We start from the raw sequence: 13,237 nt of genomic DNA on the forward strand, positions 1-13,237 counted from the left end.
TAAACCAAACTTGTGATATCACTTAGCTTTCTAACCATCCTATGACTACGATTGAAAACTAATGATGATTTTGTAATCAAGAAAAGATCGAACTTTAAAGTTTGATTGATATGAATAAGTTATCAGTAATTAGCTTTAGTTCTTGCCTCATAATTCAACACAAAGTAAGGTCGATATACAGTAATGGTGTTTAATGTATTTTTGAATACACAGGGTTTAGATGACGATTTATTTAAATACTCGTCTTATTAACAAGGAAGTATTGGTGTTTTATGACAACTGAAAATGAATTAACGTTAACTGCAATGTTGACGTCATCAGTGCAGTTAACTGGACTTGAAAGTGGTGAGGTGGGGATTGTCTCACTCGATGATCTTATTGCTCATGATATTGGTGTTCACCCTTGTGCTGTTACAAAGCCTGAATCACTTTCTACTGAAACGACAGCGGCTATTTTTGATGCGCTAGAAGCCGATAATCAAACGCCTGTCGCTGAGTTATTTGTAACCAAACTTAGCCAGTTATTAATTGCAGCGGCAGCCACACAAGGTGATGCGCCGTTAAAAGTATGTTTAACCAGTGATAACTCATATTCTCGTAGCCATTTATTAGGTGCGGAAGTAGAGCCAGACGAAATTAACCCAGCAATGGGATTACGTGGTGCATCTCGACTAGGTCATGCCGATTACCGAAAAGAGTTTGAGCTAGAATGTGAAGCGATTAAACGCGCACGCCTTGATGCGAAAAATATCGAACTTGTTGTACCGTTTGTTCGTACGTTCAGTGAAGCGGCAACAGTGATTGATTTATTGGCTGAGCAAGGATTATGTCGCGGTGCTGATGATTTAAAAGTCTTTATGATGTGTAGTGTCCCTTCTAATGCATTATTAGCAGAAACATTCTTGCAGTATTTTGATGGTTTTATTGTTGATGTTGAGCAATTAGCGCAATTTACTCTTGGTCAAGATATTGAGAATACATCGCTAAACTACATGTCGGATGCACAAAACGACGCGCTACTTTTGTTAGTGAAAATGTTATTAACCTCGGTTGGAAACTCGAATAAGCCGTGCTTGGTATACAGTCGTTTTATTGAAGACTCACCACGTTTTAGTTCATGGTTACAAGAGCAAGGTGTCACTCACGTTATATGTTGAGCTAATGCTAAATAGCTAGTGCTATAGAATTAAAAACGGCATGGTTAATTTTAACCATGCCGTTATATTTTGTATTTTATAAAGAGAATAGGCTGAATTAATCCATTTCTTGCATAGCAGAAACAACAGAAGGATCGTTGATTAGGTTAAATAACAAGCTTTTTGCCGAAGCGCGTTGAGCGTCAGATAAAACTTTTTTCGGGTTTTCACGGGTTAGCGTCAAAATACTGGTGACAAATTTACTGTTCGTACCTGAGAGCTCATAAGCAAAGCGTAATGTATCCATTAATTCTGCTTGAGGTAGGCTATAAACGGCCATTTCACAACTCAAACCATCCATAGCAAGGAAGTTGTTTACTATTTCTTTCTGCTTAGCATTAAACTTTTGTTTGGCTTCAAAAGCATCAATTAAAGCCTGTACTCGATCGGCGATGGCTACAGGTACTTCCATTGTTTTCGTTTTATGAGTCATTGCTGATTCTCCCGACATAGCTGTAAATATATTATTGAGTCAGTTTACGTTGTTGTTTAACGTTTGGCATTTCTTTATTTAGACATAATGCAAGTGTCAAAATTGTTATCAAAACCGATTATTCACCATTCGTATCATCATGATAAGGTTTTGTATTCTTAATTAATTTCAATTGCACAATTAACTCATCTAAACGATAAACCAATTGACGTGTTAGCCATAGATAACCATAAGGGCCCAATAAAATCGAGTCTTTTGGTTGTGATATTTGTAATGCCATCTGTTTTAGTTGATGAATGTCCGGCAGTTCAATATTAAGATCTTTATCATCGGCTAATTGATTTAAAATCAACACAATTTGCTGCTGATAGTTTTTCAATCCTGTTTGCTCTAATAACTTACGGCGACCGATATCTGAGCTCCAATGGGTTTCGATGAGTTGTTCAATTAAGCTAATCATTGAACTTTGAATCGTTACAATCGCTTTATAGTGTCCTGTTGACTTTGGGTTTTCTTTTTGTACATTCGCCAGCAAACTAATCATTTTTATTTGGCGTTCATTCACTTGGTTTTTGATCCGCGCTAGGATCTTAATACTTGGTATATGGGCTGATGCATGTGCTTGATAAAGCTGACGTAAATCATGCATGTTTTGATTAAATAGCATATCCCATGAATATTTAGCGCGAATAGGGAAGAGCATTGAAAAAGACATCGCGATCAAACTACCAATAATGATATTAGTGACTCGCCATAATGCAACAGAGACTTCTTGGGCACTGTTACCTTGATATGCCACGATGATCAGCGTCATTACGGCTAAGAAAAAGATATATGTATTTTTACCATGTGACTTAAGCGACAGTAAAAAACACCAGGTTAGTATCCAAATAGGAATAAATGCAACGAGGTTTTGTGGAAAAAAGACAGTAACTAAACCTAAAATGGCGCCGAGTAATGTTCCACCTACACGTTGAAAGCCTTTTTGTTTGATCACGCCTGCATAAGGCTGCATTAACACCACTGCGACTGTGACTGGTCCCCACATTGAATGAGGTACTGGAATAAAGTGATAAAAGACCAAGCTAAATGCGATAGCCATAGTGACACGAAGGGCATGAGAAAATTGTGCGTGCGTTAACAGCAAATTTTTAAAACGAAGATACATAGCGTGCCATAAAGTTAGGTAATTACTTGCTGTGATTATGCGATTAAAATCATAGTCTATCCACCTATTTATGTGTTGTAGGTATCGGGTATCTAACGGGTTACTAAAAATTATGCTGTTATTTTGTAATGGATATTTATTTATCGGCGGATCACTTTTCTTGGTACGACTTCAACGCCTTGCTGATAATGACCTTGAACTGCAGAGAGGGCGAGTTGTAGCGCATGATCAGCAATTAAATCGAATTGCTGTGGGAGTGATTGGATTTTATTGGGTAAAAAATCAAGTAATCGATTATCACCAAAGGTTGCCAAGTATGTTTTTGCCATTACATCGGGATACTTTAACAAACAATCTAGAATACCCTCAAACAAGGTATAAGAAGTGGCAAGGATAGCTTCAGGAAAACAGTTTTCATCAATCCATTGTTGAGCAATTAGTGCACCATGGTGTTGGCTAAATTGCTCACCATAGGCAAGGCTAACATTCATTGTTTTAGGGTGATTGTTGATTGCAGCTTGAAAACCTTGCTCTCGCTCAATAGAAACACCCAGTTCCGCAACGGCGCCAATTAAGCCGATCGATGAAATAGGTTGATCTAACAATGCGTTCGTTAATGCATAGGCACCATCAAGATCTTCACTGATAACGGATGCAAAGTATTCGTCATCTAACGCGCGATCAATGGCGATAACAGGGGTACCTTTTGCCTGTACTTTTTTGTAAAACTCATTATCAGCAGGAAGGGCACTCGCAACAATAAGTGCGTCTAATTTACGACTTAATAATAGATTTGCGACGTCTACTTCAGTGACAGGATCATCATCACTACACGAGATAATAACTTGATAACCTGCAGTTCTAGCATTCAACTCTAGTAACTTAGCAATCTTTGCATAGCTCGTATTGTCGAGATCGGGGATGATCAAACCTAGCGATTGACTACTTCCTGCACGAAGGGAAGACGCCGCGTGATTGGGGCGATAATTGTGCGCATTAACCACAGCGAGGACTTTTTGTTGTGTCTTGTTACTGATTCGATATTGCTCAGCTTTACCGTTAATAATATAGCTAGCTGTGGTTCTTGATACACCAGCAAGCTTGGCAATTTCATTCAATGTCATCAGTTGATACTTCCATTTAAAGCTGTTTTCTCAGCGCGTTTTGCTATAAATAGCAATTCCTATCCTTATTTCATAACACTAGATATAGATTTAAGGCCAATTTGTGCGTCTCATCATAGATCTAATAATCGCTATGCGTTGATCAATTGTAATTTAAGCTGAAACGATTCAGTATTCAAGCTGAAAGGTTTCAGCAGAATCTATAGGTATAAAATGTTCCCATAATTCGACTGAAACTTTTAATTTGCCCATTTGCTGAAACGATTCAGCCAATATGAATAAGATTCGATACTATCGGAGTTAGAGATGTTGTCATTATCAAAACACGATATTGCTTTGCGTAAATCAGCAAACAATAAACAAGATGCAATCAAAGTACTGGCATCAGAGTTAGAGTCAGAAGGCTTAGTTAAAACGGGATACGTCAATGGTATGTTGGCGCGTGAAGCCCAAAACTCAACCTATCTTGGTAATGGTATAGCGATCCCACACGGTACAACAGAGACGCGAAATCTTGTTAATAAAACCGGTGTAAAGGTTCATCATTTTCCTCAAGGCGTAGACTGGGGCGAGGGGCAAACTGTTTATTTAGCCATTGGGATCGCTGCTAAATCCGATGAGCACCTTGAGATTTTAAAGCAATTAACCAAAGTGCTGTCAGCAGATGGTATCGATGAGAAATTAAAGCGTTGTGATTCAGCAGATGAAGTTATTACGATTTTAATGGGTTCAGAGCAATCGGAAGCAGAATGCAATGCTCAACTTGTTTTAAAAGATTTTCCAGCAACTGATTTATTACAGCTAAGTGCGGTTGCTGCCGGTTTAATAAAGCATCAAGGCTTTGCGAGCAAGCAAATGGTGGCGGATGTTGTCGCAAAAGAGCCGAGTTACTTAGGTCAGGGATTGTGGTTAATAAGTTGCAATCAAGAGGTTGAGCGAACAGCGATTGCTATTGTGACACCATCAGTAATCTTTGAAGAGCACAATCATCCAGTTAAAGGGGTAATTGTTATTGCGGCGAAAAACAGTAGCTATATTGCCAATATTGAACGACTCACTCAGCTGATTTATAGCCAAACGGTTGATGCGTTTTTGTCATCAAGCCCAGAGCAAATGTGTGCAGTGCTTTCTCAAACTCAATTAGAAGGCAATAGCGCAATATTTACGATTAAAAACCCGCATGGCTTACATGCTCGTCCGGGGGCAATGCTGGTTAATACCACCAAGAAGTTTGATGCAGATATACAAGTCGTTAATGTTTCTGGCGGCAGCAAAGCGGTTAATGCAAAGAGCTTAATGAAAGTGATTGGGCTTGGTGTTAAATGTGGTAACGAATTGAAATTTACAGCCAGTGGTAGTGATGCTGAACAAGCACTAACGGCGATCGGACAAGCTATTGCCGATGGTTTAGGCGAGAAACTTTAAGGGTGAAAATAATGAGCGAAACAGAAATTAAACCGTCACTTAAAGTTGTCGCCGTGACGTTAAATCCTGCCTTGGATCTAACTGGGCACCTATCATCTCTTACTGCCGGTACGGTAAATGTGGTGGATTCAGGTTCACTTCATCCAGCAGGTAAAGGCGTTAATGTTGCAAAAGTACTCGCGGAATTAGGTGCGGAAGTAACGGTAACGGGATTATTAGGCCGTGAAAATCAAGACGGTTTTTGTCAGTTATTTGAACAGATCGGTGTTATTGATAAATTTGTCAGGGTATCAGGCGCAACACGTATTAACGTTAAATTGGTTGAGCAAGATGGGCGAGTAAGCGACATAAACTTCCCCGGTGTTGAAGTAAATGCCACTGACATTGCGAAATTTGAAGCGACATTATTTGAACTGGCAAATAGCCATGACGTTTTTGTTATCGCAGGTAGTTTACCCCGTGGAATTTCAACCCAGCAATGTGCGAAATGGATCGAGCAACTTCAACAGCAAGGTAAGCAAGTGTTGTTTGATAGCAGTAAAGCGGCTTTTGCTGAAGGGTTAGACGCAAAACCATGGCTGGTTAAACCGAATGATGAAGAATTAGCGGACTGGGCAAAATGCGAATTACACAGCGATGAAGAAATCATTGAAGTAGCAGAGCAGCTTGCTACTAAAGGCATTGAAAATGTAGTGGTGTCACTGGGTGCGAAAGGAGTGATGTGGCGCAATCATGAAGGTTGGTTACGTGCCGAGCCGCCTAAAATGACGGTAGTTAGTACTGTTGGTGCAGGTGATACCTTAGTTGCAGGTATGTGTTGGGGGCATCTACAGCATTGGACAAAATCAGAGACATTACGTTTTGCAACGGCGCTATCAGCGTATGCGGTCACACAAGTGGGTGTTGGCGTTGATGATATAAACGCAGTCAAAGCAATCGAAGAAAACGTTCAGCTTTCATAACAACATAAAAATATAACGTGAAAAGTGCAGAGGTCGAATAATGAATATTAGTATTATTACCGCATGTCCAAGCGGTATCGCAACAAGCTTAATTGCTGCCGGTTTACTTGAAAAAGCCGCCGCCGAATTAAAATGGCAAGCCAATATTGAGCGCCATACATCGTTAAAAGCAACCAATATGCTGACACAACTACAGATCGAACAAGCTGACTGTATTGTGATTGCCGCTAATGAAAATCTCGCCATTGATGAGCAACGTTTTGTTGGTAAGCGAGTCTTTCGTGCAGATGTTACCGCTTGCATGGAAAACCCAACCGCGTGGCTACAAAAAGCGGTTGAATTGGCATCAGAACTGACGGTTGAAAGTGTGGCAACTCAAGCGATATCGACCAAGAAAAAGATTGTCGCAATCACCGCGTGCCCAACAGGTGTTGCGCATACGTTTATGGCAGCTGAAGCGCTAGAGACCGAAGCTAAACGTCAAGGTTATGAGATTAAAGTTGAAACACGTGGTTCAGTTGGTGCTAAAAACCAGTTAACAGTCGAGGAAATTGAAGCTGCTGACTTAGTGATTATCGCCGCCGACATTGATGTCGACTTATCACGTTTTAATGGCAAAGCACTGTATAAAACCAGTACTGGATTGGCACTAAAGAAAACAGCCCAAGAAATAGAGAAAGCGTTTGAACAAGCAACGCCTTATACACATACCGTTAAAGAAAATAGCGAGAAGAAAGAAGAAAAAGCAGGCGTTTATAAACACTTAATGACAGGTGTATCTTACATGTTGCCATTAGTTGTTGCCGGTGGTTTGTCTATTGCACTGTCGTTTGTTTTTGGTATCGAGGCATTTAAAGAGCAGGGCACATTAGCGGCGGCCTTAATGAAAATTGGTGGTGAATCTGCCTTTGCATTGATGGTTCCTGTATTAGCTGGCTTTATCGCTTTCTCCATTGCAGATCGCCCGGGTCTAGCACCTGGCTTAATTGGCGGTATGTTAGCAAGTGCGACAGGTGCGGGATTCTTAGGCGGTATTGTTGCAGGTTTCCTCGCAGGTTACAGTGCAAAATTCTTAGCCGAAAAAGTGAAACTGCCACAATCAATGGATGCATTAAAACCTATTTTAATCATTCCGCTGGTGGCGAGTTTAATTACCGGTCTTGTAATGATCTACATTGTTGGTGGTCCAGTATCGGCAGCAATGGAAGGATTAACCCACTTCCTAAATACAATGGGCTCTGCAAATGCTGTGCTTTTAGGTGTGATTTTAGGTTGTATGATGTGTTTTGACCTTGGTGGGCCAGTGAATAAAGCAGCTTACACCTTTGGTGTGGGTTTATTAGCGTCACATACTTATGCGCCAATGGCTGCGGTAATGGCTGCAGGTATGGTACCAGCAATGGGCATGGGTTTAGCAACGTTCCTTGCAAAACGTAAATTTGCAGCAAGTGAAAATGAAGCGGGTAAAGCCTCTTTCGTATTAGGTTTATGCTTTATCTCTGAAGGTGCGATTCCATTTGCAGCGCGCGATCCTATGCGTGTGATTCCATGCTGTATGCTAGGTGGCGCATTAACAGGCGCATTGTCTATGTTATTTGGTGCAAAACTAATGGCTCCACATGGTGGTCTGTTTGTACTGTTGATCCCTAACGCCATCACACCGCCACTACTTTACCTTGTTGCAATTATTGCAGGTACATTAGTAACGGGTATTTCTTACGCGATATTAAAGCGTCCAGAGCAAAGCTCGGCAACAGAACTAGATACAGCAAAAGCGTAATATAACGACAGATATAAAAATGGCGGGATGTATTGAATACACTTTATTAGAAAGTATATTCAGTCCATCTCGCCATTTTTTTGCTTAAAGTTTAACGTTGTGTTTACTGAGCAGGTTTCGCTTTATTTCGTGGGTTACGTGGAATGCCCGTATCACGATCAGTAATTGGTTTACGACGTTTAGGCTTAGTTGATTTTGTATTTTCACCACGTGGCGCATTGTTTTTCGAGCGTGTATCGCGACGAGGTTTACGCTCAGAATTTTCGCTATCACCGTCACGAGATGTCATTGGTTTTTTAAACTTAGGCTTATAGTTTAAAACCGAAACCGGTACGTCTTTTTTCGGTACAAAACCTTCGATTTCTTTACGTGTGATCAAATGACCAAGTAGGCTTTCAATCATGCATAGATTTTTAAAGTTATCGCGTGAAACAAATGAAATCGCTTCACCCGATGCTCCTGCACGACCCGTACGACCAATACGGTGAACATATTCTTCTGGTGGGAACGGCAGATCGTAGTTAACAACACGAGTCAGTTGCTCAATATCGATACCACGCGAAGCGACGCCAGTGGCAATAAGATATTGCAATTTACCGTTTTTAAAATCTTCCAGTAATTGAGAACGTACGGCTTGGCTACGACCACTGTGGAAAGACTCAGCGGAAATGCCACGCTTTTCTAATTGGGTAACCAGTTTTGCTGCACCATGTTTAGTTTCGATAAAGATTAATGCTTGATCCCATTTTTGTTCTTGGATCAAATGGCTCAGCAGTGCTGATTTCATGTCTTTATCAACAGTAACAAGCCATTGATCGATTTTTGGATCAGCAGAAGCATCTTTTGCAACTGAGATTTCAATGGGATTACGCACCGCTGTTTTTGCAAGAAAGCGTACTTGATCAGAAAGCGTTGCAGAGAACAGCATGTTTTGACGATCAACAGGTAAACGCTCAACAATCTTATTAATGTCTTCAATAAAGCCCATATCTAACATACGGTCAGCTTCATCAAGTACAAGAATTTCAATGGCATCAAAGTGGATTGCACGCTTAGTGTACATATCTAATAGACGACCGGGAGTGGCGACAAGAATATCAACACCTTCAATTAAGCGACGTTTCTGTGGTTCGTAATCAACACCACCGTACATTGCCATTGACGTTAAATTTAAGTGCTTACTGTATTGCTTAATATTGTCTTCTACTTGAACGGCTAATTCACGTGTAGGCGCAAGAATGAGCGCACGTATACGTTTTGCGCGAACTTTGGTGCCATCATCTAGCATTTGTAGAATAGGCAGTACAAAACTGGCGGTTTTACCCGTACCTGTTTGTGCTGCTGCCATCAAGTTTTTACCGGTTAGTGCAACAGGAATGGCTTTTTCTTGAATAGGAGTAGGAGAGGTGTAACCCATTTCGGTTACGGCTTTAACGATAGAATCGTTTAATCCAAGCTTAGAGAATGGCATGTAGAATCTCAAAATAAATCATTAAATAGCTAATGCGGCGCACTAACTAACGCAAATACGTACATATTATACCACGCTTAACAATCAGCTGTATGTAGTCAGGCAGAGAAGACAAAAGCAACTAGTTACTAATGATGTTGTTTCTCACTAATGCGCGGCGGACATTATTACAAAGTTTGCCAAATCGACGGATCTCATCAAATTGCGGTGTTTCACCTCGTGAAATAGCGGATTCCCAATAGGTTAAATCAGTATCAACGAGCTCTAACAATTTTTTAGGACAACCGACGCATTTGTTATCAGGGCCACAGACAAACGTACTTTCATCATAAAGAGGAAATTGTTCTTTTACTTGGCTGATTATACTCAACATCGCCGTTTTACGGTCGGGCTTCTTATTCATCATAAAGACTTCCGATAAAATAATATTCTAAAACAGCATAAAACAAATATCTATTGGTAATCATCCTATACTTATGAAAGGTAATAAAACGAAAATATAGATAAATATCATATTGATATAAAACACTATTTTTATTCAATGATCATGTCTAAAAAATTAGCCATAAAGCGCAAATATGCTTTGCAAAATGCATTTTGAGAATAACAGTTTTAATTAATAAGACTTAATTGCCTGATAAATCAATAAGTTGCCTGTTTGATAAGTTGGCTGGTTAATTGCTCTGTTTTTAGGTAAGTCACTTGATTGTGTGTTGATAAAATTCAGTATTGCAGGGTGATAAGGATGGCAAGAATGATTCAAAGGCGAGATCTCTCGAAATTCGTAGCATCTTTTATGTTTATGACTTGGGCGTTATTGAGTAGTAATGCCTTTGCACAGCAAGATATGGTCGCAGAGCCTGATTGGTTAAAAGCGCAGATTGCAGATAAACAGCCTGTTGTGATTTTCGATGCCCGTGCGAAAGAAGATTATGATAAAGGCCATATACCTACCGCAATCAGTTTTCCTGTGGATGATACTTACGTTATCAAAGACGGTGTTTATTACGTTAAAAATAAGGTCACTATTGCCCCTCTTTTACGTAAAAAAGGGGTAACAAAAGACACCAAGATAATTGTTTATGATCAAGGTGAGCTTATGCATGCGTCACGCTTATTTTGGGTATTAGAGCTATATGGCGTGAAAAATGTCGCCATACTCAATGGCGGACTGAATGCATGGCAACAACATAATGCTTTGTCCCAAACAGCAAATAGATTACCTAAGTCTGATTTTGTTCCTGTCTTAAAATCGAATATTTATGCGAGTACGACAGTAGCAAAAGTCGCTGTCCATAACCCTAATTATGAGCTTTATGATAGCCGCACATATGATGAATATTTAGGGAAAAAATCCGTGACTGATAAATATGGTCGAATACCTAAAGCTAAATATATCGAGTTGAATGAGTTTTTTACGACTAATGCAGATGGTCAAAAAATCTTAAAACCTAAATCAGAATTGTCTGACATATTAAGTAAATTAGATAATAACAAGAAAACAATTACATACTGTAATAAAGGTACGGCTTCAACGTTATCTTATTTCTTATTTAAACAAGCTGGATTTAATGTCGCTCATTATGATGGTTCATGGTTAGATTGGTCTGCAAAAGGACTACCCATAGAGAAGTAATATTATCTAAAGGGTTAATGATGAAAAATAAATTGGACGATAATTGTCTTAAAAATGGAAAGAATGAGCGATTAAACGCCAAGATATCACATGATATTGATGTGCATCATTTGTACCATAAAACGAGTTTATTCAGTAAAATAGCGCTGGTAATGAGCAGTGTTCTACTGTGTGTGATGTTAACCGCGCTATATATTAGTTATTACAACAATACCCAGCGAGTCGTCAAAGACATTAAAGTAATGATGAATACCTTTTCACCATTAATGATTGATGCCGCTATTTATAAAGATACAGAAACGTCGATAGAATTAAATCGCTCATTGGAAACCCATAAAAAAATACTCTCTTTATCATTGTATGATTTAGATGGGGATTTAATCCATTTTTATGAGAAGAATGATGGCAACACTTATACACCATTAGCACAAGCCCCTGGTTTATCTATTTATGATGGGAACTATACCCTTACTTATCCAGTATCTTTTAATGGCGATAATATTTTTAATTACGTTATATATTACAGTTCGGCTGACATTATTCGGACGATATTAATACAGCTTTTTGTTTTTATTCTCCCGTTCTTGTTTTTTATTATCTTTATTTTAGTGTACATGTACCGCAAAGTGACAAGACCACTAACGTTTTTGATTGGTCAACTTCCTAAAATTGGTTCGGGTGGTGTGAATATTGCGGAAGTTGAAGATGCAGAAGGGGAGGTGTCATTATTAGCCAGTGAATTAAAAAAAGCTGATGAGTGTATTTACAATACGGAAAGCAAGCTACAAGGCTTAAATAGAAAATTACGAGAGCAGGCCAACGATTTAAGCGAAGCAATAAAAATAAAAGCCGAATTTATGGCGAATATGAGCCATGAAATAAGAACGCCAATGAATGGAGTCCTTGGCTTTGTACAATGCTTAGAAGAGCGAAATTTAGATCAAGAATCACAACGGCAGATTGGTTATATCAAAGAGTCGGCTTATTCATTGTTAGTTATTATTAATGAAATATTGGATTACTCTAAACTAGAGTCGGGTAATGTGGAATTACACATGACGCCATTTAATTTAAAGCCGTTTGTGCATAGCTGTGCGACTCCATTTATCCATCAAGCCAAGATAAAAAAAATACAATTATCAACAGAAATAGGTGAGGGGTTGGCAGATAGCTATACTGCAGATGAAGGTCGATTAAGACAAATTCTGATTAATCTTATTGGTAATGCGGTTAAATTTACCCATACAGGCTCTGTGACATTAGTGGTTGAAAAGCGAGAACCGCCTGAGCAGCAGTGCGAAGAATTAAAAAAATATAACGATAAACATATTCAATGGCTGCGCTTTAAAGTGAAAGATACGGGGATTGGCATTGCTGAAGAAAAACTCGCATTTATCTTTGATTCTTATACCCAAGCTGATGGCTCTATTTCTCGCCAATTTGGTGGAACAGGGCTTGGTTTATCTATATCTAACAGCTTATGTCGATTAATGTCAGCAAAATTACAGGTTGAAAGTACGATTGGTAATGGCACAGAGTTTTGGTTCGATATTCCACTAAAACAATCGGATATTCAGAGAAATGAAAATGGCGAAGATCATGCATTAATCACTAATCTTAGCATGTATGAAGATCGTAAGATTTTAGTAGTTGAAGACAGTATGGTTAATCAACAATTAATTAAGGCATTTTTAACCGCATTTGGTTTGAAAAACATCACCATTGTTAATGACGGGGTACAGGCGGTTGAGTATATGATAGAAAATACCGCCGATGTGATATTAATGGATTGTCAAATGCCTAATATGGGGGGATTAGAGGCGACAGAATTAATTAGAAAGATGCCGTCAATGTCTCGACCTATCATCATAGCCTTAACAGCAAACGTCATGGAGGAAGAGAAGAAACGTTGTTTAAGTGTCGGTATGGATGATTATGTATCGAAACCGATTGAAAAAATCATGCTTTATAAAAGCTTACTACGTGCATTTGATAATGAACATGGTGAATATTGGGCTGCCAATATTTAAAAAATTATCCTA

11 protein-coding genes are annotated in these 13,237 nt (G+C 39.1%); 6 read left to right on the forward strand and 5 right to left on the reverse strand.

Annotated features, from left to right (window positions below; genetic code table 11):
* The first annotated feature begins 272 nt into the window (after nt 1-272).
* Nucleotides 273-1,157, forward strand: a complete 885-nt coding sequence (locus C9J45_RS18190) for a putative PEP-binding protein (protein WP_107205895.1) — start codon at nt 273-275, stop codon at nt 1,155-1,157.
* Between the two features lie 97 nt (nt 1,158-1,254).
* On the opposite strand, the gene C9J45_RS18195 is transcribed toward C9J45_RS18190, so the two are convergent.
* From C9J45_RS18195 to cra, 3 genes are all read right to left on the reverse strand, one after another.
* On the reverse strand, nt 1,255-1,629 hold the full coding sequence (locus tag C9J45_RS18195; RefSeq protein WP_107205896.1) for a hypothetical protein: 375 nt from the start codon (nt 1,627-1,629) through the stop codon (nt 1,255-1,257).
* A 118-nt stretch (nt 1,630-1,747) separates the two neighbouring features.
* A complete protein-coding gene (locus C9J45_RS18200) occupies nt 1,748-2,797 on the reverse strand; it encodes an FUSC family protein (protein WP_107205897.1) in 1,050 nt (349 codons plus the stop codon).
* 140 nt (nt 2,798-2,937) lie between these two features.
* Entirely contained in the window at nt 2,938-3,921 is a 984-nt protein-coding gene (cra, locus tag C9J45_RS18205; RefSeq protein WP_107261542.1) for a catabolite repressor/activator, read from the reverse strand.
* A 306-nt stretch (nt 3,922-4,227) separates the two neighbouring features.
* On the opposite strand from cra, the gene fruB reads away from it, so the two are divergent.
* Genes fruB through fruA form a run of 3 tightly spaced genes read left to right on the forward strand, consistent with a single transcriptional unit; the run spans nt 4,228 to nt 8,088 of the window.
* Complete coding sequence (fruB, locus tag C9J45_RS18210; RefSeq protein ID WP_107205899.1) at nt 4,228-5,346, forward strand: fused PTS fructose transporter subunit IIA/HPr protein; 1,119 nt, start codon at nt 4,228-4,230, stop codon at nt 5,344-5,346.
* 11 nt (nt 5,347-5,357) lie between these two features.
* Complete coding sequence (gene pfkB / locus C9J45_RS18215) at nt 5,358-6,308, forward strand: 1-phosphofructokinase (RefSeq protein ID WP_107292840.1); 951 nt, start codon at nt 5,358-5,360, stop codon at nt 6,306-6,308.
* A gap of 40 nt (nt 6,309-6,348) precedes the next feature.
* The gene (fruA, locus tag C9J45_RS18220) at nt 6,349-8,088 is read left to right on the forward strand and encodes a PTS fructose transporter subunit IIBC (protein WP_107292841.1); all 1,740 of its coding nucleotides are present in this window, start codon (nt 6,349-6,351) and stop codon (nt 8,086-8,088) included.
* Between the two features lie 103 nt (nt 8,089-8,191).
* Here fruA and C9J45_RS18225 read toward each other — a convergent pair whose 3' ends face one another.
* The gene (locus C9J45_RS18225; RefSeq protein WP_107245295.1) at nt 8,192-9,559 is read right to left on the reverse strand and encodes a DEAD/DEAH box helicase; all 1,368 of its coding nucleotides are present in this window, start codon (nt 9,557-9,559) and stop codon (nt 8,192-8,194) included.
* A gap of 121 nt (nt 9,560-9,680) precedes the next feature.
* The gene (locus C9J45_RS18230) at nt 9,681-9,962 is read right to left on the reverse strand and encodes a hypothetical protein (RefSeq protein ID WP_173425657.1); all 282 of its coding nucleotides are present in this window, start codon (nt 9,960-9,962) and stop codon (nt 9,681-9,683) included.
* Between the two features lie 342 nt (nt 9,963-10,304).
* Here C9J45_RS18230 and C9J45_RS18235 point away from each other — a divergent pair, with 342 nt between their 5' ends.
* Together C9J45_RS18235 and C9J45_RS18240 are read left to right on the forward strand one after the other, a co-directional pair.
* Nucleotides 10,305-11,195 (forward strand): sulfurtransferase, encoded by an 891-nt coding sequence (locus tag C9J45_RS18235; protein ID WP_233217601.1) that lies wholly within the window; start codon nt 10,305-10,307, stop codon nt 11,193-11,195.
* Nucleotides 11,196-11,215: 20 nt separating this feature from the next.
* Nucleotides 11,216-13,225, forward strand: coding sequence for an ATP-binding protein (locus C9J45_RS18240; protein WP_107292842.1), 2,010 nt, complete (start codon nt 11,216-11,218; stop codon nt 13,223-13,225).
* Nucleotides 13,226-13,237: the final 12 nt, after the last annotated feature.

This window comes from Photobacterium sp. GB-1 (assembly GCF_003026165.1).
Taxonomy (GTDB): Bacteria; Pseudomonadota; Gammaproteobacteria; order Enterobacterales; family Vibrionaceae; genus Photobacterium.

Coding starts and splice junctions, on each gene's coding strand:
- C9J45_RS18190 (WP_107205895.1), top strand. CDS start 273: ATGACAACTGAAAATGAATTAACGTTAACTGCAATGTTGACGTCATCA.
- C9J45_RS18195 (WP_107205896.1), bottom strand. CDS start 1,629: ATGACTCATAAAACGAAAACAATGGAAGTACCTGTAGCCATCGCCGAT.
- C9J45_RS18200 (WP_107205897.1), bottom strand. CDS start 2,797: ATGTATCTTCGTTTTAAAAATTTGCTGTTAACGCACGCACAATTTTCT.
- cra (WP_107261542.1), bottom strand. CDS start 3,921: ATGACATTGAATGAAATTGCCAAGCTTGCTGGTGTATCAAGAACCACA.
- fruB (WP_107205899.1), top strand. CDS start 4,228: ATGTTGTCATTATCAAAACACGATATTGCTTTGCGTAAATCAGCAAAC.
- pfkB (WP_107292840.1), top strand. CDS start 5,358: ATGAGCGAAACAGAAATTAAACCGTCACTTAAAGTTGTCGCCGTGACG.
- fruA (WP_107292841.1), top strand. CDS start 6,349: ATGAATATTAGTATTATTACCGCATGTCCAAGCGGTATCGCAACAAGC.
- C9J45_RS18225 (WP_107245295.1), bottom strand. CDS start 9,559: ATGCCATTCTCTAAGCTTGGATTAAACGATTCTATCGTTAAAGCCGTA.
- C9J45_RS18230 (WP_173425657.1), bottom strand. CDS start 9,962: ATGAATAAGAAGCCCGACCGTAAAACGGCGATGTTGAGTATAATCAGC.
- C9J45_RS18235 (WP_233217601.1), top strand. CDS start 10,305: ATGGCAAGAATGATTCAAAGGCGAGATCTCTCGAAATTCGTAGCATCT.
- C9J45_RS18240 (WP_107292842.1), top strand. CDS start 11,216: ATGAAAAATAAATTGGACGATAATTGTCTTAAAAATGGAAAGAATGAG.